Source organism: Streptomyces sp. SP17BM10, from assembly GCF_036322405.1.
Taxonomy (GTDB): Bacteria; Actinomycetota; Actinomycetes; order Streptomycetales; family Streptomycetaceae; genus Kitasatospora.
In genome coordinates, this window is record NZ_JAQYXB010000642.1 from 251,932 (window position 1) to 274,705 (window position 22,774).

Here is a 22,774-nt window from a genome sequence, read left to right on the forward strand (position 1 = left end):
TACCCGACTTCCCCTGGGAGTTTCGCCATGTCATGGCCTCAGCGCACCGCGTCCGGACCCGAGGACCAGCATCTTCGGTCACTGGGCTACGAGCCCGAACTCGTCCGCCGGATGGGCGGGTTCGGCAACTTCGCCGTCTCCTTCTCGGTGATCAGCGTCCTGTCCGGATGCATGACCCTGTTCGGGTTCGGGCTGGTGACCGGCGGCCCGGCCGTGATGATGTGGGGCTGGGTAGCCGTCGGCCTGGCCGTGCTGCTGGTCGGCGCAGCGCTCGCCGAGGTCACCAGCGCCTACCCCACCTCCGGCGGCCTCTACTACATGGCCCAGCGGCTCGGCGGTCCGCGGTGGGGCTGGACGACCGGCTGGTTGAACCTGCTCGGGTTGTTGGGCGGGATCGCCGGCATCGACTACGGTGCCGCCAGCTTCATCGCCGCGTTCGCCGGCCTGCAGTGGGGGGTCGCCCCGACGCCGGGCCTTATCCTGACGATCTTCGCGGGCGTCCTGGTGCTGCACGCCCTGCTGAACGTCGTCGGGGTCCGCGTCGTGAGCCTGCTCAACAGCGTCTCGGTGTGGTGGCACCTGCTGGGGGTCGCCCTGATCGTCGCCGTGCTCACCGTCGTCCCCTCCCACCACCAGTCCCTGTCCTGGGTGTTCACGCACTTCGAGAACGGAACCGGCTGGACGAACCCCCTCTACGTCTCGGCAATCGGTCTGCTGCTGGGCGGCTACACGTTCTGCGGCTACGACGCCTCCGCGCACCTGTCGGAGGAGACGAAGGACGCCAGGGTCGCCGCGCCGCGCGGCATCGTCCGCTCGATCTACGTCTCCCTGCTGGCGGGGTTCGTGCTGCTGGCCGGCCTGCTGTTCGCCGTCCAGGACTACGCCGGCGTGTCCGGCGCCGCCGTGCCGCCAGCCCAGATCTTCCTGGACGCGGTCGGGACGACCGGCGCGAAGCTGCTGCTGCTCGTCGTGATCGGGGCCCAGCTGTTCTGCGGCAGCGCGGAGACCACCGCCGCAAGCCGGATGATCTACGCCTTCTCGCGGGACGGTGCGCTGCCCGGATCGGCGACGTGGCGCCGGGTCTCGGCCAACGGCGTGCCGGTGCCCGCCGTGTGGCTGGCGGTGTCGGTCGCCTTCGTCCTGGCCGTCCCGTCGCTCTGGTCTCCGGTCGCCTACGGCGCGGTCACGGCCGTGAACGTCATCGGGATGAACCCCTCCTACATCATCCCCGTCTACCTGCGGCTGCGGCAGGGCAGCCGGTTCGTCCCCGGGCCGTGGAACCTGGGGCGGTGGAGCAGGCCGATCGGGATCGCCGCCGTGGTGTGGGTGGTGATCCTGACGGTGCTGGTGTGCCTGCCGCAGCGCGCCCCCGTGACCATCGAGACGTTCAACTACGCGCCCATCACCCTCGCGGTGGTCCTCGTGCTGGCGTGGGCGTGGTGGAAGCTGGCTGGCAACAAGTTCTCCGTGCCGGTGGTGGAGGACCCTCACCTGGCCCGGGTCGAGGCGCAGATCGTATGAGGGCGACGATGCGGGCCGCCCGCTCCCGCGCGGCCAAGCCCCCGACGACGGCGCTCTCGCCGACCGGTCCGCTGGAGCATCTGGTCTCGGCCTTCGGCATCGACACGGTGCTGCTGGCGACAGTCGACGTGCAGGGCCGGCTCAAGGGCAAGGAGTACGACGCAACCCGGCTGGTGGAGCGGCTACGGTCGGGGGCGCTGTCCCCGGAGATGTGCGGCTACGTGCTCGGGACCGACCTCGACATGACCCCGGCGGTCAGCGGGCCGTTCTCCTGGCAGTCCGGGTTCGGTGATATCGCTCTGCTGCCCGACACCCGGCGGGCCCGGCTGCTGCCGTGGCTGCCGGGCACCGCGCTGGTGTTCGCCGAGCCGATCAGCGGTGGGTGGCCGCACCCGCTGGCTCCGGGCACGGTGCTGGCCGAGTATCTGCACCGGCTCGCCGGGACCGGTGTGGTGCCGGCGGTGGGGATCGAGACGGAGTTCGTGCTCTACGAGGGCACCGCCCTGGACGCGGCGGCGGCCGGCTGGCGCGGTCTTCGCCCCGCGGTCTGGGACAACCGTGACTACGCGCTCGATCAGCCGCCCACGGTGCGGGAGTTCGGACGCCGGCTCCGCCAGGTCCTGGCCGCCGCCGGCCTGCCGGTCGAGGCCGTCAAGGGTGAAGGTGCGCCCGGTCAGATCGAGGTGACCTTCCCGTACGGGGCGGCGGTGGCGGCGTGCGAGCAGCACGTGCTGTTCAAGCACGCCGCGAAGACGGTCGCCGAGGACGCCGGGTTGACGGCGTCGTTCATGGCCGCCCCGTCCACCGGCGTCGGCAGCGGCCTGCATCTGCACGTGTCGCTGGCCGACTTCGATGACCGGCCGGTGCTGGCCGCCGACCCGCAGGACGGAACCGAGCTGTCGGAGCTGGGCGAGCAGGCGGTGGCCGGGCTGCTGACGGTGCTGCCCGAGGTCGCGCCGATGTGGGCGCCGTACGTGAACAGCTACAAGCGCCTGCAGCCGCACTCCTTCGCACCGGCCCGGCTCGCCTGGGGCCGGGACAACCGGACGTGCGCGGTACGGGTGGTCGGCCACGGCCGCAGCCTGCGGCTGGAGGTACGGCTGCCGGGCGCGGACGCCAACCCGATGCTGGCCCTGGCCGCGGTGTTCGCCGGCATCCGGCACGGCATCGAGGCCGGGCTCAAGCCCCCGCCGCCCACCGGCGGCGACGCCTACGAGCAGCGTGGCGTGCCGCTGGTGCCGCAGTCGCTGGAGGAGGCCGTCGCCGTGTTCGAGGCCAGCGCGCTGGCCGGTGAGCTGCTGGAGGAACGGGTGGTTGCGCACCTGGCCCGGATCGCCCGCATGGACGTGGACCACCACGCCCGTGTGGTCACCGACGCCGAGGTCGCGCGCGGTCTCGTTCAGGCATGAGCCCCGGGCCGGTCGCGGGTCGAATCCCCCTCCCCGCGCCCGGTCCGGACCCAACCCCCACACCACGCTTCCCTGTTGGAGAACCTCATGGACACCACCACCCGACCCGAGACCGTTGTCGGCACCCACCCGCTTCCGGTCGTGCCCGGTCTGTTGGCGGCCGTGCACCTGGTCGACGTCGCCGCCCCCGGCATGGAGGGCCTGGCCCGCTGGTTGGCCGAGGCCGGGGCCGACGTCACCGGCAGCATCCGCGAGACCGACCAGCGCAACCCCGTCGTCGCCGCTCTCGAAGCGGCGGGGGTGCGGGTCCTCGTCGGGTTCGACGCCGGGCACGTGCGCACCGACCGTACGGCGGTGGTGTGGTCGGGCGTCGTCGCCGGGCCGCACCCCGAGCTGGACCGCGCCCAGGTGCTGCGGCTGCCCATCCTCGGGCGTGCCCTCGCGCTCAAGGCCATCTCCGTCCAGGCCGCCTCCGGGGCGGTGGCCGTGGCGGGCAGTCACAGCACCGCGACTGCGGCAGCCGCCCTCGCGCACGTCCTCGACGACGGGCAGACGGGCTGGGTGCTGACCGCCCCGGCCCGCGACGGGGCCGCCGGGCACGCTGGCGGCGGCGGCCGGATCGTCGTGGACCTGTGCCCGGACGCCGGCACCCACGAGGCCGCTCCGCCCGGCGCATGGCAGCACCGCCCCGCCCCGCACTTCCTGCACAGCGAGCCCAAGTTCGCCGCCGCGCTGATCCTCGCCACCAGTGCCAACGCCCCGCACTTCGAGGACAACATCGCCGGGCTCGACTCGGCCGAACGGCTCGCCCGTAACGCGAGCGTAGTCGTCCTGCCGACCTGGGACACCAGCGTGGCGAACCTGCGCGAACGCCTCGGCGACCGTCCAGTGCCCGGCCAGCGGGTGGTCACCGTCGGCACCGACCCCGCCTCCACCGTCTGGATCATGACACCGCGCTGGACCGGCGAGGACTTCCGCGTCGTCCTGCGCTACCAGGAGGCGGACCACGCCTTCGTCCTCCCGGTGGCTGGCCGCCACCACGCGCTGGCGGTGTGCGCGGCCATCGCCACCGCCCTGGTGCTCGGCGAGGACCCGCAGGCCGTCGCCGAGCGCGCCGCCTCCTTCCGCGGGGTGGAGCGCTCGCTGTCCACGGTCGGTTCGCATCGCGGCATCGCGGTGGTCGACTCCCGGGCACGGCACCCGCGCGAGGTCGCCCAGGACGTGGAAGCCGCCCGGATGCTCACCGACGGCTCCCTCCTCGTCGTCCTGGAGCCGGACGGCATCGCCCGCACCAGCGAGCACGCGGCCGAACTCGGTGCAGCGCTCAAGGGCGTGGACCACGCGCTGCTGCTGCCGGTCAGCACCACGCTGGTCCAGCACACCGTGCCCGACCCGCTGGACGTCGTAGCGCAGGCCGCCCGCCGCATGCTCGGCGACGGCAAGGTCCAGCGCGCCCGCTCGGGACCGTGCGAGCCCGGCCCCGAGCAGCGCATCGGCGAGCTGGCCGCCGAGGGCGACCTGGTGCTGGTCGTCGGCACCGGGCAGGCCGAGCGGTTCGGAGCCCGTTTGCTGTTCCACCTGGCGGCACCGGCTGCGCCGATCCCGCAGCACCTGTGAGCCGCCCGAACCGCCCTGTTGGAGAAGCCGCCGTGCCCACCGCCCCCTCGCCCGCCCTCGCCGCCGCCGAGCGTCGGCTGATCGTCCTGGCCGCCGCCGGAGCCAGCTTCGAACAGATCGCCGCCGACCCCGAGACGCGGCTGGCCCCTGACGGGGTCCGCAGCGCGATCGAGGCGGTCCTCGTCACGACCGGCACCCGCACCGTGCTCCAGCTCGCGGGCTGGGCCACCGCCCACCGGATCGTCACCCAGCCCGTGCACCCCAGCGGGGCACTGACCATCAAGCCCTCCCTCGCCCCGCGGCTGTCGCAGATCCTCCGCGGCTGGGCGGGCGGTCGCAGCACCCCGGAGCTGACCGCCGACTTCGGCATCTCCCCGACGACGATGCGCACCTACACCAAGACCCTCCTCGCCACGTTGAACGTCGACTCCCAACCCCAGGCCGTCGTCGTCGGGGTCCTCGCCGAGCTGGTGCTGTTGAGCGACATCGACCCCACGTGGCCGGCCGAACCGCTCGCCCGCGCCGCCGAGACGAAGAGCGCGGCACCGTGAGCGCCCGGCCGAAACCCGGGCGGATCACCCTCGCCGTGCTGTGCTTCCTGCTCGGCGTCCTCGTCGGCGGCTGCGCGATCTACCTGCTGAAGCACCTCGCAGAGATCGGCCAGCCCATCTACCTCGGCATCTTCGCCGCAGCCGCCCTGACCACCCTCGGCGTCGCCGACCGCCTGGTCAACCACCGCGCACCCCCGCAGGACTCCCGCCCATCCGGCACCCGCCGCACCGGCTGAGCTTCACCCCGCTCCACCCCATGGCGGCCGTTCGGGCCAGGGCCGCACCCCTTCGACCACAGAGAGCCGATGTCCTCGCCACCCGTCCACGACCGGGGCACCGCCCCCGGCAGTGCCTTCACCACCGCGTCCCTGCGCTACATCGAGGCCCCGGAGCCGTACGAGCCAGACGCTCTGCCGTCGGTGTTCCTCGCCGGGGCGACCGTCGGCTGCCCGGACTGGCAGTCGGAGGCGGTCGAGTTACTGGCCAGCGCCGGCTTCGAGGGCACCGTCCTCAATCCCCGCCCCTCCCGCAACCGGGCCACCGACCCCTACGCCGCGTGGGCGCCGTTCGGTTGGCAGGACCGCAACATCCGCCGCACCAGCGCCGTCCTGTTCTGGAACCCGATCGGCCATGTGCGCGTGCACGACTGCTACGAGGCCGGCCTGTTCTCCCCGTACGGCGGGACGGTGGTCGTCGGCTGCGATCCGGCCGACCCCGTCCAGCAGGCCAACCGCGTCCTGCTCTCCAACCTCATGCCGTGGCTGCCCGTCGCGGACACGCTCGCCGACACCGTCGCCGCCGTCCTCACCGCGCTCTCCACCCCGACCACCGTCCGCGGCTGACCACCACCCCTCCCACCCACGTCAGGACCTCCATGCTCCGCGCCCCTGCTCCGTTCCGGATCGAGGACCTCGCCCTCCTCGGCAACACGCGCTCCGCTGCCCTGGTCCGCCCGGACGGCGCCATCAACTGGGCCTGTATGCCCGACTTCGACTCCCCGGCCGTCTTCGCCTCGATGCTCGGCGGCGAGGAGCACGGCTTCTGGCGCGTCGGCCCGGCCGTCTACGACGGCTCCCCGCCACCGGCCGCCGACCGCCGCCAGTACCTGGGCGACACCATCGTCCTGCGCCAGGAGTGGGACACCGACACCGGCACTCTCGCGATCACCGACTTCATGCCCGCCCCCACGGTCACCGACGACGCCGAACCGCAGATCATCCGGATCGTCGAGTGCGTCAGCGGCGTGGTGCGCGTCGCCTCCGTCTTCCGCCCCCGCACCGACTACGGCGCCACGCTGCCGACCATCCAGCGCTTCAACCACGGCACCCCGCGCCTGTCGGCGACCACCTACCCGCACTCGTACTGGCTCGACGGCCCCTCCCACACCGTCAACCGCGACGGGGTGTGCCGGGCTGACCTCTCCCTCCACGCTCACCAGAGCGTCACGCTCTCACTCACCTGGAAGCCCTCCAACAGGCCAGCGCCCATCCCACCGGACGCCTTCGCCGAACTGGACGCGACCGTGGAGTACTGGGACCAGTGGGCGCGCGGGTGCACCTACCGCGGCCCCTACCGCGATGCCGTGGTGCGCTCCGCCCTCACCCTCAAGGCCATGTGCCACCCGGGCGGCGGCATCGTAGCCGCGCCCACCACCTCCCTGCCCGAGCAACTCGGCGGCGAGCGGCAGTGGGACTACCGGTTCGTGTGGCTGCGCGACAGCGCGCTGACCATCGCCGCCCTGGTCCGGCTCGGACAACTGGAGGAGGCCCGGCGCTGGCGGAGCTGGCTCATCGACACGGTCACCCCCGTGCGCCTCCAGCCGATCTACCGCCTCAACGGCGACACCGACCTCGACGAGGAAGTCCTGGACCACCTCGACGGGTACGAAGGCTCCCGGCCGGTGCGGACCGGCAACGGCGCCGCCGGCCAGCTCCAGGTCGACGTCTTCGGCGAACTCGCCGACACCCTGCTGCTCGCCGAGGACGCGGGCCTGCCGGCAGACCCGCAGGTCGACGCCCTGCTCCTCGCCCTGACCGCGCAGGTGGAGCTGCGCTGGCGCGAGCCGGACGAGGGCATCTGGGAAATCCGGGGCGCGGCACGGCACTTCACCCACTCCAAGGTCATGTGCTGGGTCGCCGTGGACCGCACCCTCCGGCTGCTGGAGCGCCGCCCCGACGCCGACCCGGCTGTCCTGGTCCGCCTCGCCGAGCTGCGCGAGGAGATCCACCACGACGTCTGCGCCCACGGCGTCGACGAGCGTGGGGTGTTCACCCAGTACTACGGCGGCGAGGACCTCGACGCCTCCCTGCTGCTCATCTCCCAGGTCGGTTTCCTGCCCGCCGACGACAAGCGCGTCATCGCCACCACCCAGGCCATCCAGCACCACCTCACCGAGTACGGCCTGGTGCTGCGCTACGCCACCCGCGAGGAGCCCGGCGCCAACGTGGATGGCCTCGCCGGCCATGAGGGCGCCTTCCTCGCCTGCTCGTTCTGGCTCGCCGAGGGTCTCGCCGCCATCGGCCACCACGGCCAGGCCACCGGGCTGTTCGACCGGATCCTGGCTCTACGCAGCGGCCTCGGCCTGCTCGCCGAGGAGTACGACCCCCTCGCGCAACGCCAGCTCGGGAACTACCCGCAGGCGTTCTCGCACTGGGCCCTGGCCGATGCCGCCGTCCGACTCTGGCCCCGGGCGGCCCGGTTCCACCCGCCACGCCCTCGCGCCGCCGTCGAGCAGGCGGCGCCGGCCGCCGTGGTCGCGTAGTGGGCGGGGGCGAGGTGCGCAGGACGACTGACGGCTCAGGGGTGGGGGTCGCCGCCCGAGCCGGGCACATCACCGCAGGCGTGCCTCTCCACCCGGGTCCGCCCTCGGCACTGGCGCCGGTTCCGCGCCAACTCGCTTCCATTCCAGCGGTGTTCACCGGGCGGGAGGAGTCCCTGCTGTCCATAGGCGCCGTTCTCGGCCAGGCGTCGGCGGCGGACGGGTGCGCGCCCGTCGTGGTGATCACCGGCTCGGACGGTGTCGGCAAGCGGACCCTGGCAACGAAGCTGGGCCACCAGGTCACGGACCGGTACCCGGACGGCCAGCTGGTGGCCCGGCTTCGCGCCGACGCCCCGGGCGGCCCCGCCACGGTGTCCGAGGTCGCGCGGTCACTGCTGCGCTCGCTCGGCCTCGGCGAGCACGCCCCGCTGCCCTGGGCCGAGCAGGACCTGATCGGCCTGTGGCGCAGCGAGACCGCCCGGCGGCGCCTGTTGGTGGTGCTGGAGGACGCTGCCGATGCCGGGCAGGTGCTGCCGCTCGTTCCGGCCACGCCGGGCTGCCTGCTCGTGGTCACCAGCCGCGAGCCGCTGCCGGCGCTGCTTGCCCACGGCGCCGTCCACCACCACCTCGAACCGCTCGCGGCCGAGCACGGTCTGCAGCTGCTGTCGCGGATCGTCGGCGAGGAACGCACCAGGCGCGACCCGGCCGGGGCAGCGGCCCTTGTCGCCTTCCACGGCGGGATGCCACTGGCGATCGTGCTCGCCGCCGCCGAACTCGTCCTCCAGCCGGACCTGCCGCTGAGCGCCGGCCTACCCGCACCCTCCCCGTCAGGCACGACCCGATCGGACAACCCCGTGCGCGACGCCGTCGACACCGCCCTCGCCCACCTGTCCCCGCGGGAGGCCGGCTTCCTGCAGCGGCTCGCTCTCGTCCCGGCTCCCGACCTCGACCTCGCCTCCAGCGCCGCCGCGACCGGCACCACCCGCGACCAAGCCACGGTGCTCCTCACCGAGCTGGCCGCCCGGGGGCTGCTCGACACCGCCCACCGCGCAGCCGTCCGCGGCGACCTCTACACGCTGCCCCCCGTCGTCCGCTCTGCCGCCATCGGCGTCGGAGCACCGGCCAGGCTCGCCGCCGCCGAAGCCACCGCCGGCTACCTCACCCACCTTCTCCAGGCCACCCGCGCCTGCGCCCAGCTCCTAACTCCGCACCACCGCGCCCTGCCCCGACCGTCGCTGCTCGGGCACCCGGTGGAGCCGCTCCGGTTCACCAACCGGCACGAGGCCCTCGCCTGGCTGGAGGCCATCGCCCCCGCCGTCGGAGCGGCCATGATCACCGCCGTCTCCTGCGACGACCCGGCGGTTGCCTGCGCGCTCGCCTCCGACCTCTGGCCCCTCTTCCACTACCACCGCGACGTCACGATGTGGATCATCGTGTACGAGGCCGGGCTGCGGGCCGCACTGCGCCGGGGCGACCCTGTAGCGATCCGCGAAATGTCCTCCATCCTCGCCCTGGGCCTGGTCGCCGCCGAACGCTACTCCGAGGCCGCCACCCACTACTCCCGAGCCGCAGCCCTGGCACGAGCCGCAGGCGACCGCGCCGGCGTCGCCCAGTACACCAGCGGGATCGGGGCGGCCCTCCACGACGCCGGGCTCAACGACGAGGCCCAGGTCTTCCTCGGAGACGCTCTCGGCCTCTACGCCGACCTCAACGACCGCAGGGGCGCGGGACTCGCCGGAATGCTCCTCGGCTCCGCCGCCGCCCGCCAGGGGAACACCGACTTCGCCCTCCCCGTCCTGCGCACGGCCCGAGCCGATCTCACCGCCCTCCAGCCGCCCGACCCGCTCGACGCCGCCAGCGCGCTGGCCTACCTCGGCGAGGGCTACTCCCTCTCGGACCAGCACGATCTCGCCGTCGCCACACTCCTTCAGGCCCGGCGCGAGTTCGCCGACACCGGCCACCGCCACTGGACCGCCCGCACCACCGAGTTCCTCGGCCAGGCCGCCGAGCGCGCCGGACAGCCCGACGTCGCCCTCGGCTGGTACACGGCCAGCCTCAACCAGTACACGGCCCTCACCAGCACCAGGGACGTCAAGCGTCTCGACGACCGCATCGCGGCGGTGCTCGTCTCGTGACAACTGTCGCCACTATCAGCCTGTTGTGCGCCGGCCTCTGCCCAGCGGAGGAATCGAAATGACCCGGGCTCGCCGGGAACCGCCATATCGGCGGAGTACTTGATCGGGCCACTCGAACAGGGACAGGATCCTCACCTATGGAACAGATCTGGCAAACGGTCAACTCCCTTGCAATCAGGCTTGATTCACATGATGACCGCAGTGACGAGCAGCGGTGGACGGTGCAGGCCCTCAAGTTGCAGGAGGAGGCGGGGGAGGTCGCGGAAGCGGTCATCGGGGCGCTCGGTGTCAACCCGCGCAAGGGTTTCTCGCACGACTGGGACGACGTGCGCCGGGAGACCTGCGACGTGGCGCTGTCCGCCCTGGTGATGCTCGCCCGGATGGGCGGCGATGCCCGCAGCTTCTTCGAGGACCACCTGCGCTCGGTGGCCGCCCGCGACATCGAGGAGCCCGCTCAGTGATCGACTTCGGCGTACTCACCGAACTCGCCTTCCGCGAGGGCATCGAGCGGATCGGCGTCGGCGTCGTGGTGCGCGACGGCTCGGGCCGGGTCCTGATGATCCGCCGGTCCCCGCACGACGTCCTGCCGGGCCTGTGGGAGTACCCGGGCGGCGGCCGGGAGGACGGCGAGGCGGTGCCCGCCGGCGCGGCCCGCGAACTCGCTGAGGAGACCGGGCTCACCGGCCTGGCCCTGGAGTACGTGCGGCACCTGGACTTCACCAACCAGCGCGGGCGGCGCGTACGGCAGTTCGTCTTCACCGGCGTCGTGCCGGACGGCACCGAGGTCGCCCTCTCCAGGGACCACGACAGCCACCAGTGGGCGCACCCGGACTCGCTGCCGCCGACCAGCGACAGGCAACGCGCGGTGATCGAGTGGCTCACCCGGCGCCTGAGCATCCCGGGCTGGCGGCCGGTCGGCGGATACGTCACCACCATCGCCCGGCCCAGCACCTACGGCTGCCTCTTGGTCACCGACCCGCAGGGCCGCGTCCTGGGGATGCGCTCGACCATCAACCCGGCCGTGTGGAACTTCCCCGGCGGCAACGTCGAGCACGGCGAGACGCCCTTCACCACCGCCCTGCGCGAGGCCGAGGAGGAGCTGGGCCTCGACCTCGCCGCCGAGAACCCCGAGGTGATCACCCGGCGGCGCCTGGTCGCCGTCATCCACGAGCAGGCCGGCACCGAGTACCCCGTACCGGTCTGCGGCTACGTCTTCGACGGCGGCGTCCTCACCGAGGAGCAGCAGGCCCGGATCCGCCTCGATCCGGCTGAGCACACCGAATGGCGGTTCGAGAGCGCCCACGACTGGGGCGCTCTCATGGAACCGGCCCGCTACCAGCGGCTCCTGCAGATCATGCGCGCCCAGCGCTGCGGCCAGACGCTCTACCTGGAACGCCCCGGACCGCCCGACGACTTCGAGGGGATCATGGCGTTCGTCACCGACCGACAGGGGCGGCTGCTGATGCACCACCGCGATCACAACCCGGGCATCGCCTGGCCCGGCCACTGGACGCCGATCGGTGGCTGGCGCGAGGGCGAGGAGAGCCCGCAGGAGGCCGCCGCCCGCGAAGTCCTGGAAGAGGCCGGGATCGAGGTCACCGGTCTGCGGCCGGTCCCCGGCCCGCACCACGAACTCGTCCACCCGCTCACCCGCGTCCTGCACGCCGACTGGGACGGAGACGAGAGCGAACTGCGGCTCGGCGACGAGGGCCTGGCCGTACGCATGGTCCCCCTCGACGAGATCCCCTCGCTGACTGTCCCGCCCTACCTGCGGCACTACCTGCCCTTCCTCAGCACGGCGGCCAACCCGCCCGCCGGGAGCAGCTCGTGACCCGGCTCGGCGGCACCGGCCGCCCGGCAACCGGCGTGCCCGATGCGGAGCCGCCGACCCTGATCGTCGGTGTCCATCTCGTCCTGCTCGACGAGGGCTTGGTGCTGCTCGGCCGGCGCCGCAATACCGGCTACGCGAACGGCTTGTGGCACGTTCCCGCCGGGCACATGCAGCCCGGGGAGACGGTCACCCGGTCGATGACGCGCGAGGCCGAGGAGGAACTCGGCATCCTCATCGCCGAGGAGGACCTCACCCTCGTCCACACCCTGCACCACCTCGACGCCGACGACGGCCGCAGCCGCCTCCAGCTCTTCTTCCGCCCCACCTGCTACGGCGGCCAGCTCCGCAACGCGGAGCCGCACAAGTGCGCGGAGCTGCGCTGGTGGCCGCTCGACCGGCTGCCGGACGACATCGTTCCCTACACCGCGCACGCCCTCGGCGAGATCACCCGCGGCAAGGCCCTGTCCGCCGTCGGCTGGCCGGCATGACCACGCCCCGCCTGCCGCGGGACGCCGACCGACTGCTGCGCGAGGCGGCAGGTCCGTACGAGCTGCTGGGCGTGCGCTCCCACGACCGCGCCGGGTTCCCGAGCGTCTGGGAGGTCGTCGACGAACGCGGGCGCCGCCTGTTCGCCAAGCGCCACAAGAACACGCTCATGCACGAACGGGAGACCGCCGCCTACCGTCTGCTCGCCCCGGCCCTCGGCGCAGGCCAGGCCCCGTCCCTGCTGGCCGCCGACGCCCCCTCGCTGCTCGTCGTCACCACCGCCCTGCCCGGCACCCCCGTCATCAGCACCGCCCTCTCCGCCGCCGAGGAGCAGGAGGTGTACCGGCAGGCCGGGCCGCTCCTGGCCACGATCCACGCGCAGCCGACGGCCGACGCGCCCGTCGGCGAGTACCTGCCCTGGGCTCAGGAACGCGAACGGGCGCTCGCCCGTGCCCGCGACGCCCGTCTGTCGAACGAGGACGTCGAGGTCCTTGCCGAGGCCACCCGTGCCGAACCCCCGCCCACCGCGCTCGCATACTGCCACGGCGACTTCGGCCCCCGGAACTGGATCGTGCGCCGCGACGGCGGCCGGCTGACGCTTGGGGTGATCGACTTCGAACGCAGCCACGTCGAAGCCCCGGCCCGCCACGACCTGATGCGGGTCACGCTCCAGCTCACACCCCACCGCTCCGACCTGCGTTCCGCGTTCACCGCAGGCTACGGCCGCGAACTCACGCCGCAGGAGCGGGCGGCGTGCCGGGCGTGGGCCGCGATCGACTGCCCCGCCGCCCTGCGCTGGGCCCTGGACCACCACCGCGACGAGGAGGTCCTCGGCTACGCCCGAACCGTCCTGGACCTGCTGCGCGACCCGAACCCCGTTGCATAAACACCCCTTCACCCTCTACCGGTTGGAGCATCCGTGCAGTCACTGCGTCAGGCCGTATGCGTCATCGTCCACGACGAGAAGGCGGGAAAGGTCGCCTGCGTCCACTACGCCAACGACTCCTGGTCCAAGGTGCCCGCCTGGACCGTCCCCGGTGGCAAGGCCGAGGAGGGCGAGCGCCTCGACGAGGCCGCGGCCCGCGAGCTGCGCGAGGAGGCGGGCCTGGTCGTCGCCCCGGCGGAGCTGCGGCTGGTCCACACCATCCAGGTCAAGGCCGGGTGGGACGGCAAGGGCCCGTTCCTGCTCTCGGTCTTCGCCGCGACGTCCTGGAGCGGCGAGTTGACGAACACCGAGCCGGACAAGCACCTCGCCGTCGTCTGGGTGGACGCCGACACGCTGCCGACCCCGATGTTCCCCACCTCGCACGCCGCGCTCACCGCCTATCTCTCCGGCGACGGGCGGGGGTTCTCCACCTACGGCTGGGACGCCTCGGAGGACCTGCGCGCCCTTGTCGGGGCCTGAGATGGCCGGCCGTCACCGCCGCCCGCTCACGGGGGAGCAGACGGTTCTGCCGGCGGACGTCGACCTGCGGCTGCTCGCAATCACCGAGAGCCGCACCGTCACCGAGGAGGGCGTCGCCGCGCTGCCCGGCGGACGGCACCCCTACGCCTACCGCACGCTCTACCGGCCCGACGGCAGCGTGGACCGGCTGCTGGAACGCCTGGCCCCCGGCCCGCTCTCTCCGCCCGGGAACGAGTAACACCCACCCCGCAGCAGTGTCCGCACAGTTGAGGAGAACGCTTGAAGAACCGACCGACCGATCCGACCGCGCCCGTGACCGACGAAGGCGTCTCCGCCAGCGAGCAGCTGCTGTTCGGCGGGCCGATGCGCTACGACTACGGCTGGGCCAAGCACGAGATGGCCAGCGGGGAGGTGACGTTCTGGGCAGTGGCCCGGCAGATGCCCCGCTTCCTGCGTCTGGCCGGGCGGATGGCGTGGCAGGCCGACCGCCGGGCCCTGATCGCGCTGGTCGGTGCCGAGGTGCTGCGCGGGCTTGCAGCGGCTGCCGCGCTGATCGCCACCAACCGTGCCCTGTCGGCGATCCTGGCGCCCGGGGAGGTCGGGCAGGTTCTGCGCGCCGCGCTCCCGGCGGTCGTCACCGTCGGCGTGCTTGCCGCGCTCTCCTCGGTCCTGTCGGCGCTCTCCACCTGGGCTGGCGGCCGGCTGGAGCCGGCGGTCTTCCGCCGGGCCACCGTCGAGTTCCTGGGCATCGTCAGCCGCTCCGAGCTGGAGGCCATCGAGGACCCCGAGTTCCTTGCGGAGGTCGACAGCGCCCGGTGGGGCGCGATGTCACTGCAGAACATCATCGGCCAGGCCACCTCCGTCCTCACCGCTGGCCTCTCCCTCGTCTCCGCCGCCGGCGTGCTGTCCGTCCTCCACCCGGCGCTGCTGCCGATGCTGGTACTGATCACCGCGCCGCGCGGCTGGGGAGCGGTGCTCACCGCCCGCCGCCAGTACGCCTCCACCCGGGCCTGGCTCCAGCACTCCCGCGCCAGCAGTGCGCTGGCGGACATGATGATCCGCCCCTACTCGGCGGCCGAGCAGCGCGTCCACGCCAGCGGCCCCTTCCTGCTCCACCACTACGAGCAGATGGCCGCCTCCGCCGAACAGGAGCAAGCCCGCCTCGCCGGAGCCCGCGCCCGCACGGACCTGGTCACCGCCGCCCTCGCCGGTCTCGCCACCACCGGCGCCTTCGCCCTGCTCGGATGGCTCGTCGTGGACGGCTCCATCCCGCTCGCCGCCGCCGGCACCGCCGTCGTCGCCCTCCGAACCGGCTCCGCGAGCATCGGCGGCCTCGTCTCCCAGGTCAACCGCCTCTACGAGGAGAGCCTGTTCGTCCGCGACCTCGACCAGCTGCGCCGCGACGGCCACCGCCGGGCGATCCCCACCGGCGGGACGCCTCTGCCGGAACGCCCGGAGACGATCACGGTCGAAGAGGTGACGTTCAGCTACCCCGGCCGCGAGGTCCCGGCGCTCGACAAGGTCAGCCTGACCGTCCCGCGGGGGAAGGTCATCGCGTTGGTCGGCTCGAACGGCTCGGGCAAGTCCACGCTGGCCAACATCCTGTGCGGCGTCTACCAGCCTCATCAGGGCCGAGTGTTGTGGGACGGCGTCGACACCGCCCTCGCCGACCGGCACCAGCAGTTCCGCAGCGTCGCCCTGCTCGCGCAGAACTTCCAGCGGTGGATCTTCACCCTGCGGGCCAACCTGATGCTCGGCCGGCCCGAGGTCCCCCTCGGCCAGGAGCACCTGGACGCCGCCGCCGACTACGCCGACCTCCAGCCGGTGATCGACGAGCTGCCCCGCGGGTGGAAGACCCTGCTGGCCAAGGGCTTCGAGGGCGGCGTCCAGCTGTCCGGCGGCCAGTGGCAGAAGGTCGCCCTGGCCCGTACCCGCCTGCGCCTGACCACCCCCGACCAGGACAACCGGCTTCCGGCGCTGGTCGTCGTCGACGAGCCCACCTCCGCCCTCGACCCGCAGGCCGAAGTCGCCGCGTTCGAGCAGATCCGCCACCTCACCGACCTCGGCGTCACCGTCGTCCTGATCACACACCGCCTCGGCGCCACCGCCAAGGCCGACCACATCTTCGTCCTGGACCACGGCCGGCTCATCGAGGAAGGCACGCACGCCGACCTCATGGCCCGCCAGCCCGCGACCCACTACCGCGAGGGGTACCTGCTCCAGGCCCGCCAGTACGACACCACCGTCCCCGCTCAGACACGCGGCCGGGACGGCGCCGACACCCACTGATCCGATCCGGGTGCCGGCCAAGCCAGCCGGCACCCGCTTGACCTGGAGGTGCTGATGGAACCGCTGCTGGGCCACGGCCGTCCGCGGGCGCCGGGGAGCTGCCCCGCGCGGGCTGGCAGGCCGAGGCCCTGCCGGTGCTGCGGGCGCTGGCGGCCGACGAGCCCGCCGTGCAGAAGCTGGAGGTGGCCGGGTCTGCGGCCGGGGACGGCCGGGCGCTCGACATCTGGTCCGACTTGGACGTGCTAGTCACCATCGACGGCGACCTGGCACCGGTTGCCGAACGCCTCGTGCTGGCGGTGCCCGCCGCTCTCGGGCCCCTGTACGCGAGCAGCCACTCGGGGGACGGCCGGGAGGCCGGGGTGGGGGGCGGTGACCATCTGATGGTGACCACCGCCCTCTGGTCAGGTTGCACCTACTGCGCCCTCACGCGCAGAGCCTGTGCTCCTTCGCAGGTTCAGTCGTCAGCGGGACGGAACCCGTCTGACGTTCCATGCCCAGCAGCTTCAGAAGCTCTGACGTCACCACCCGGTAGGTGCTGCCCAACCGCAGAACGCGGACCGGGTACTCCCCCGCCTTCGCCAGTCCGTAACCGGTGGAGCGGCCGATTCCGAGCGCCCGGTTGGCCGTGTCGAGGTCGATGGCCACCGGAAGTGCGAGCAGTTCGTCGGCGGTCATGCCACCAGAGGAAGGTGCAGTCATGACGCTCTCCTAGTCGATGTTCGTGCTGGTGTGACGCGAAACGTTGTATCACGGAGTTGCAGCAGCACTTTCTCTGGCCATAAAGTGCATGCATGACCTCAGACTCTTGGCCAGCGGCGTTCACCGCCCAGGTCGTGCGCTCCCTACGTGAGGCACGAAAGGCAGCCGGCCTCACCATGGCGGCCGTCGCGGAGGGCTGCGCCGAACGCGGCCTCCCGGACATCACCGACCAGACGATCAAGAACCTGGAATCGGGCCGACGAACGAGTATCACGCTCACGGATTTCCTGGTCCTGGCGGACGTGCTCGGCGCGCCGCCGATCACCCTGCTGTTCCCTCTGGGGACAGCCGAGACGGTCGATCCGCTACCCAATCGTGGGGTGTCCACCTGGGACGCGCTCGCCTGGTTCACCGGGGAAACGCCGATCGCAGACCCGGCGCCGCCGGGAAGCGCTCGCGAAGTGCTGGACACCTTCCGGGCTCACGCGGACCTCGTCGCCGCAGCCAGAGCATCCGCCACCCTCGCGACAGACCGGCGGCGGGCGGCCAGCACTACAACGGCCCCGGATCGCAAGGCGGCCCTTCTGGGGCTGGCCGCCGGTTATGAGGAGTACGCGGACGCTGACCGCAAGGAGCTGGCCTCCTTCCGGCAGCGGATGCGTGAGCGGGGTCTCGTCCCGCCCGCACTCCCCGACGGCCTCACGGTCGCCGACCAGGCCGAGGACGAATCACCGTAGAGGACCGCACGTGAAGAACGGAACCGTCTCCCGACGGTGCGCCTGCCGGAACCCGGAAACCGGCAAGCCGTACGGCGCGAAGTGCCCGAAGGCGTCCAGCTCCCGGCACGGCGTTTGGTACGTCACCCAGGAGCTGGTGCCTCGCCAGGACAACAGCCGACGGCGCTTTCGTCGAGGTGGGTTCACCACCGCCGCCGACGCGAAGGAGGAGTTGTCGAAGGTCATCGCCCTGATGGCGATCCCCGAGAAGGACGACCCGACCGGCCAGCAGGCGATCAGCGACCTGCTCGAAGCTTGCGCGGCGGCGAAGGAACCCCTCCCCGACTACGACGAGACCCTCCGTCGGTTCAAGACCGGGCAGACGCTCAACTCGAAGGTCACTGTTGCAGAGTGGCTTGATCGCTGGCTCGCCGGACGCAAGCGCCTCCGGGTCACCGGGTACAAGCGTTACGAGTGCGACGTTCGCGTCCACCTCAAGCCCCACTTGGGCCACCTCCGGCTCGACAAGCTCCGGGTGCACCACGTGGACGCGATGTTCGACTCGATCAACGAGACCAACATCCTGATCCAGGAGCAGAACGCCCAGCGTCGGGCGATCCAGGACGAGTTGAAGGGGATCCCGAACCGCGGCGCCGAGAACCGCGCCCGCCGGAAGTGGCTGCGTGCCCAGCTCGACCAGATGCCGCCCTTCCGTCGGATCACCGGCCTCAACACCCAGCCCCACATCAAGGCGACGGGCCGTGCGGCCCTCAACGTGGCCATCGCGCAGCAGGTCCTCAGCCCGTTCAACCCGTTCGAGCACGTCGAGCTGCTGCCCGGTACCAAGCCGAAGGCGCTCATCTGGACCGACGAGCGGATCGCCCGCTGGCAGGAGACCGGGCGCAAGCCCAGCCCCGTGATGGTCTGGACTCCAGAGCAGACTGCTGCCTTCCTCAACTTCGTCTCCGAGGACCGGCTCTACATGTTCTGGCGGATCATCGCCTTCCGGGGCACCCGTCGCGGCGAGACGTGCGGAGCCCGCTGGGAGGACCTCTCCGCAGCCCAGCGCTCCCTGGCCATCGCCACCCAGCTCGTCCAGGACGGGTGGGATATCCACGAGGGGGCACCCAAGACCGACTCCGGCATCCGCCTGCTGGCGCTCGACAACGAGACGTTCGACGGTCTCCAGGCCCACAAGCTCCGCCAGGAGCGCGAGCGGGCGGAATGGGGCGACGCCTGGCAGAACACCGGCCGGATCTTCACCCAGGAGGACGGCTCCCTCCTCCACCCGGGCAAGGTCAGCGACCTCTTCGAGCGCCTCGTGGAGGCCGCCGGCCTGCCGCCGATCCGCCTGCACGACCTTCGGCACGTCGCCGCGACGCTCATGCTCGCCGCTGGAGTCGATATCAAGGTCGTCTCCGACACCCTCGGGCACTCCGACACCCGGATCACCCGGGACATCTACCAGTCGGTCCTGGACGATCTCGCCCGCGACGCGGCCGAGAAGGTCGTCCAGCTCGTCCCGCACGCGCGGCCCCAGCTCGCCGCCGTCCCTGACAGCACCCGGGCCACGCCCCGGACCATCCCGCAGATGCGTCCCCCGACCCGCCCGGCCAGCGACCCCGACGAGGCGAAGTCGGCCTGACCACCCAGGCAACAACCGGCTCCGAGACAGCAACCACGCTGTCTCGGAGCCGGTTGTTGCGTCTGCTACTGAGTCACCAGTGCGATCTCGTCCAGCCTTCGGCGCCACGGGTCATTCACTCTCATTACCCACTCCATCGTGCAGTTGGCCGTTTGGCCCGCCTTCCTTGCGGCGGTCCAGAGCTGCTCTGACAGCCTCCGCCACCACAGGACAATGCCGATCGATATCGGCTAGCCACGCCGTTGTGACAAGAGCTGGCTTCGCAGCCACCAGCTCATCGGCTGCGGCAGACAGCATCGCCTCCACCTGAGCTGAGACGTCACTGCGGAGGAAGCTCCGGTCAACTGAAAGCTCCAACTCTGGCTGTGCAGGCAGATTGACCACGACGCCACGCAACGTCCCGTAGCCGCTGCCTTCGAGGATCCTGCTGTCGGCGCCAGGCTCTACCAGCAGACCGTCCAGAAGCAGCGCTCCCCCGTCTTCGCACCATACGACCCGGCCTTGGAGACAGGGAACCGTCCACCCATCAGCCCGGACTCCTCTGGCCTGGCCAGCAAGGCTTCGGCTTGGTCGAAGCTCGCCAGGGATCCAGGCCAGGCGAGCCTCCTTGCCGACGAAGGACGTGGGGAACTCAGCGACGCCTAGAACCCGCTCCAGCGACTTCGCGAGGTTGGCCTCACTCCAGCCATGGCGATCCGACGACTCCCGAAGCAGCAACCTGACCGTTGTTCCAGGTTCACCACGCTCTCGAACTTGCGCGATGCGATACAACTGGCCAGCACCGCCAATGGCAAGCCTCAGCTCGGGTCCGCTTCTTCCGTGCCGGTCCATTCGGCACGTAGTGACCTCGATCTGGTCGGCCAGCATGAAGTAGCTGAGCACTCCGATTCCGAACCGGCTGTTGGGCACCAGCTCCACAGGAGGGTCGCAGACCTTCCAGTCCGTCAATTCCGCACGGTAGTTCTGCGACTCGACGAACCTCGCGCCAGCCCGTGAGAACAGTTCACGGATGACCTCCACGTCCATCCCAACGCCGTTGTCTGCACAGTCGAGGTAGTCCCGCCCTTGTTCGTCTCGTCCGTGCCGGAAAGTAATCTCAGGCTCATACGACCAGTCGTCTCCGCTGGTCCGCGAGAGGTACTCGTAGCGCGCGACTCGGTAGCGGCAGGCGTCGAGGGCGTTCTGGTACAGCTCCCGCAGTGCCAATCCGGCATCGCCGTAGAGCTGCACGCCCATCAGCAGCTTCTCAACTTCCGGCTTTGCCCGATGAAACGTCCCCAAGGCGACATCGCTCGGCTCGTCGCTGACAACCTTCAGGTGGCGCCCAAGGTTGTCGCCGGCATCGTGATCACGGAGCCCGTTGAAGACCGGAAGCCCGTAGAGGTCGGCGGCCCTCTCGGCTCGAATCGCTGCGGGGTTCCTCCGACGGACCAGCTCACGCACTGCGACAAAGGCATCGGTCCCGGTGCGTTCCAGCACCTGCTCGAAGGCGTGATGTTCTTTCAGATCACGCGCGCCCCCCGAGCCGAGGATCGCCTCCATCATCTCCGCAAGCCTCGCGTCGGACACCAGGGTCTCTTCCATTCGCTTGGCCGCCCGGCGCATCCAGTCGCTGAAGTCGGCCGCATCGGACAGCTCAGACTCGCTCATCAGGCCCCGACCTCCTCGTTCTCCGCGCTCAACATCCGCTTGAGGTGCTCATGGGCGTGGCGGAGGTTGGATCTGACCGTGTTGGCCTTCATACCCATGTGCTCCGCGATGTCCGCCGCCTTATAGCCGTCGAACTCCCAGGCCATCACCTGCTGCTGCACCTGCGGGAGTGTCCGAAGGAGCCGAAGGACCACCTCGGCCTCTTCCCTGCTCTCCGCCTCCACCGTGTCGGGCACCAGCGTCTCCGCCTGAGCTACTGCCAACCCCTGGACCTCTCGCAGTCGGCGCTCCGATCGCACGGCGTCGGCGGCCTTACGGCCGGCTACCCGGCGAACCCAGGCTCTCGGATCTCGGATCGTCTCGCCGTCCCAGACCCGAAGCAGCTCGATCATCGCGTCCTGGGCAGCGTCCTCAGCGACGTGCTGGTCGTACCCCGCCATGCACAGGTGACGGACCAGCCCACGGAGTTCGCCTTTACAGAACTCCACGAAGCCCAAGGGTTGGTTGGTGCCGGACAATGGCGTCGGGTCTCCGATCCGATGGCGGGGTCTAGATCGAGTCAGCCGCGGTGCTACTGCCCGCGGGCGATCCACCATCCGGCTAACCCCGCAGCGACGACCAAAGTGGCGATTGTCAGAGGGACTGATTGGCTGGCCGCATATACCGCGACCGCCGCCCCGGCCACTGCGTGGAAGATGATCACCAGCTCGCCCGACCGGCCCTGGCTACCGGCTTGATGGCCCTTTGCGTCCACGCGGCGGGTGGGCACGGCCCCCTCCTCATCCCCAGCAGGCTCCGGCCACGGGCTCAGCGATTCGCTCATACCCCTCAGTGGTTGATGATCTTGAAAAGGTGCAAACGGTCGCCTGCCGATCTTCGCTGGCCATCGGGCGGCAGGCCGTCGCCCGCTCGGCCCTGCAATCCCGCGCTTTGTAGGGGTGCCACAGTAGCCACCCGACGGGCGCCGATCGTTGGATCGACTCCCTGGCCGCACCCGTGCAGTGCAATTGCACTGATGGCCGCACTTTGGCCGCACCTGACCCTCGGCGGAACACATCGGCTCGGACTGCCTCCCGCCATTAGGTCACGGAATGGCAAAAGGCCCAGGTCAGGGGCTATCCGACCTGGGCCTTCACTGAGCCGCCTGCGGGATTCGAACCCGCGACCTACGCATTACGAGTGCGTTGCTCTGGCCAACTGAGCTAAGGCGGCGCCGCTGCCGTACGTGCTGGCAACGCGGGCCAGTCTACACAGGTTCGCGGGTGATCCGTACCGGGATGTCTCGGCGGGGGTCAGGCGGAGGAGACGGCGAGCTTGGCGGCGAAGCCGGCGAAGAGGACGGCGACCCCGCTGGTGAGGGTGGCGGAGAGCCGCTTGCGGCGGCGGAAGGCGGTGGCGAGGGTGGTGCCGGCGAAGATCAGCAGGGTGAGGTAGAGGAAGCTGAACGTCTGCAGGATCCCGCCGAGCAGGGCGAAGGAGAACGCCGGCTGACCGTAGGACGGGTCCACGAACTGCGTGAAGAAGGACAGCAGGAACAGGATCGCCTTCGGGTTCAGCAGGCTGATCACGAGCGCGCGCCGGAACGGCCGCTCGACGGCCCCGGTGGCCTGCTCGTCCGCGCTGGCGCCGGCGTCGGCGGCGGCGCGGTGCTCGCGCCACAGCTGGCGGGCCGCGCGGAGCATGCCGAAGCCGATCCAGAGCAGGTAGGCCGCGCCGCCGAACTTCACCACCGCGAAGACGGCCGGGTTGGCCTTCAGCAGCGAGGCGGCGCCCAGCGAGGTGAGGCTTATGAGGGTGAAGTCGCCGACGAAGACGCCGGCAGCGGCCCGGTAGCCGGTCCGGACGCCCTTGCGGGCGGCGACGGACAGCACGTACAGGGAGTTGGGGCCGGGCAGCAGGACGATGACGAGGGCGCCGAGGACGTACGTCGCCAGGTTGTTGACACCGAGCACGGTGCGCTCCGGGGAGGGGAGGGGGCGGGGAGGCGCTCATCGTAACGTCGCACCGGGGACCGATTGAAGCTGAAACTACCTGGTGAGACGGCCCCCACTCGCCCACCGGC

Annotated in this window: 21 protein-coding genes and 1 tRNA gene; 17 read left to right on the plus strand and 5 right to left on the minus strand. The window is 71.4% G+C overall.

From position 1 onward, the window contains the following. Positions 1-27: 27 nt before the first annotated feature. The 15 genes from PUR71_RS29275 to PUR71_RS29345 all read left to right on the plus strand — a co-directional run bounded on the left by PUR71_RS29275 (position 28) and on the right by PUR71_RS29345 (position 16,002). Complete coding sequence (locus PUR71_RS29275) at positions 28-1,521, plus strand: amino acid permease (RefSeq protein WP_329930161.1); 1,494 nt, start codon at positions 28-30, stop codon at positions 1,519-1,521. Further along, positions 1,518-2,930, plus strand: coding sequence for a glutamine synthetase family protein (locus PUR71_RS29280; protein WP_329930162.1), 1,413 nt, complete (start codon positions 1,518-1,520; stop codon positions 2,928-2,930). Before PUR71_RS29275 ends, PUR71_RS29280 begins: the two co-directional genes overlap by 4 nt. 87 nt (positions 2,931-3,017) lie before the next feature. Further along, positions 3,018-4,547: a Mur ligase domain-containing protein gene (locus tag PUR71_RS29285; protein WP_329930163.1), complete on the plus strand. Its 1,530-nt coding sequence runs from the start codon at positions 3,018-3,020 to the stop codon at positions 4,545-4,547. Positions 4,548-4,579: 32 nt separating this feature from the next. Beyond that, positions 4,580-5,098 carry a helix-turn-helix transcriptional regulator gene (locus tag PUR71_RS29290; RefSeq protein WP_329930164.1) on the plus strand — a complete coding sequence of 173 codons (519 nt, stop codon included), beginning with the start codon at positions 4,580-4,582 and terminating at the stop codon, positions 5,096-5,098. Beyond that, positions 5,095-5,334 (plus strand): hypothetical protein, encoded by a 240-nt coding sequence (locus PUR71_RS29295; RefSeq protein ID WP_329930165.1) that lies wholly within the window; start codon positions 5,095-5,097, stop codon positions 5,332-5,334. Before PUR71_RS29290 ends, PUR71_RS29295 begins: the two co-directional genes overlap by 4 nt. Before the next feature lie 69 nt (positions 5,335-5,403). Further along, positions 5,404-5,940: a hypothetical protein gene (locus PUR71_RS29300; RefSeq protein WP_329930166.1), complete on the plus strand. Its 537-nt coding sequence runs from the start codon at positions 5,404-5,406 to the stop codon at positions 5,938-5,940. Positions 5,941-5,972: 32 nt separating this feature from the next. Then, complete coding sequence (locus PUR71_RS29305) at positions 5,973-7,859, plus strand: glycoside hydrolase family 15 protein (protein ID WP_329930167.1); 1,887 nt, start codon at positions 5,973-5,975, stop codon at positions 7,857-7,859. A gap of 149 nt (positions 7,860-8,008) precedes the next feature. Then, positions 8,009-9,991: an NB-ARC domain-containing protein gene (locus PUR71_RS29310; protein ID WP_329930168.1), complete on the plus strand. Its 1,983-nt coding sequence runs from the start codon at positions 8,009-8,011 to the stop codon at positions 9,989-9,991. Between the two features lie 137 nt (positions 9,992-10,128). Continuing rightward, a complete protein-coding gene (locus tag PUR71_RS29315; protein WP_329930169.1) occupies positions 10,129-10,452 on the plus strand; it encodes a MazG-like family protein in 324 nt (107 codons plus the stop codon). Further along, complete coding sequence (locus tag PUR71_RS29320; protein WP_329930170.1) at positions 10,449-11,822, plus strand: NUDIX hydrolase; 1,374 nt, start codon at positions 10,449-10,451, stop codon at positions 11,820-11,822. Before PUR71_RS29315 ends, PUR71_RS29320 begins: the two co-directional genes overlap by 4 nt. After that, the gene (locus PUR71_RS29325; RefSeq protein WP_329930171.1) at positions 11,819-12,310 is read left to right on the plus strand and encodes an NUDIX hydrolase; all 492 of its coding nucleotides are present in this window, start codon (positions 11,819-11,821) and stop codon (positions 12,308-12,310) included. The genes PUR71_RS29320 and PUR71_RS29325 overlap by 4 nt, the downstream gene beginning before the upstream one ends. Then, positions 12,307-13,194 carry a phosphotransferase family protein gene (locus tag PUR71_RS29330; RefSeq protein WP_329930172.1) on the plus strand — a complete coding sequence of 296 codons (888 nt, stop codon included), beginning with the start codon at positions 12,307-12,309 and terminating at the stop codon, positions 13,192-13,194. The genes PUR71_RS29325 and PUR71_RS29330 overlap by 4 nt, the downstream gene beginning before the upstream one ends. A 33-nt stretch (positions 13,195-13,227) precedes the next feature. Next, positions 13,228-13,713: an NUDIX domain-containing protein gene (locus tag PUR71_RS29335; protein ID WP_329930173.1), complete on the plus strand. Its 486-nt coding sequence runs from the start codon at positions 13,228-13,230 to the stop codon at positions 13,711-13,713. Between the two features lies 1 nt (position 13,714). After that, the gene (locus PUR71_RS29340; RefSeq protein WP_329930174.1) at positions 13,715-13,951 is read left to right on the plus strand and encodes a hypothetical protein; all 237 of its coding nucleotides are present in this window, start codon (positions 13,715-13,717) and stop codon (positions 13,949-13,951) included. A 41-nt stretch (positions 13,952-13,992) separates the two neighbouring features. Beyond that, positions 13,993-16,002 (plus strand): ABC transporter ATP-binding protein, encoded by a 2,010-nt coding sequence (locus PUR71_RS29345; protein ID WP_329930175.1) that lies wholly within the window; start codon positions 13,993-13,995, stop codon positions 16,000-16,002. A 423-nt stretch (positions 16,003-16,425) separates the two neighbouring features. Here the strand turns inward: PUR71_RS29345 and PUR71_RS29350 are convergent, their stop codons facing one another. After that, positions 16,426-16,677 carry a hypothetical protein gene (locus PUR71_RS29350; protein ID WP_329930176.1) on the minus strand — a complete coding sequence of 84 codons (252 nt, stop codon included), beginning with the start codon at positions 16,675-16,677 and terminating at the stop codon, positions 16,426-16,428. Positions 16,678-16,793: 116 nt separating this feature from the next. Between PUR71_RS29350 and PUR71_RS29355 the strand changes: the two genes are divergently transcribed. After that, on the plus strand, positions 16,794-17,438 hold the full coding sequence (locus PUR71_RS29355; protein WP_329930177.1) for a helix-turn-helix transcriptional regulator: 645 nt from the start codon (positions 16,794-16,796) through the stop codon (positions 17,436-17,438). A 10-nt stretch (positions 17,439-17,448) separates the two neighbouring features. After that, the gene (locus PUR71_RS29360) at positions 17,449-19,062 is read left to right on the plus strand and encodes a tyrosine-type recombinase/integrase (RefSeq protein WP_329930179.1); all 1,614 of its coding nucleotides are present in this window, start codon (positions 17,449-17,451) and stop codon (positions 19,060-19,062) included. Between the two features lie 111 nt (positions 19,063-19,173). Here the strand turns inward: PUR71_RS29360 and PUR71_RS29365 are convergent, their stop codons facing one another. From PUR71_RS29365 to leuE, 4 genes are all read right to left on the minus strand, one after another. Next, positions 19,174-20,712, minus strand: coding sequence for a hypothetical protein (locus PUR71_RS29365; RefSeq protein ID WP_329930180.1), 1,539 nt, complete (start codon positions 20,710-20,712; stop codon positions 19,174-19,176). Beyond that, a complete protein-coding gene (locus PUR71_RS29370) occupies positions 20,712-21,200 on the minus strand; it encodes an RNA polymerase sigma factor (RefSeq protein ID WP_329930214.1) in 489 nt (162 codons plus the stop codon). The genes PUR71_RS29365 and PUR71_RS29370 overlap by 1 nt, the downstream gene beginning before the upstream one ends. Positions 21,201-21,850: 650 nt before the next feature. After that, a tRNA-Thr gene (locus tag PUR71_RS29375) sits at positions 21,851-21,924 on the minus strand. Between the two features lie 80 nt (positions 21,925-22,004). Next, positions 22,005-22,664 (minus strand): leucine efflux protein LeuE, encoded by a 660-nt coding sequence (leuE, locus tag PUR71_RS29380; RefSeq protein ID WP_329930181.1) that lies wholly within the window; start codon positions 22,662-22,664, stop codon positions 22,005-22,007. Positions 22,665-22,774 lie beyond the last annotated feature (110 nt).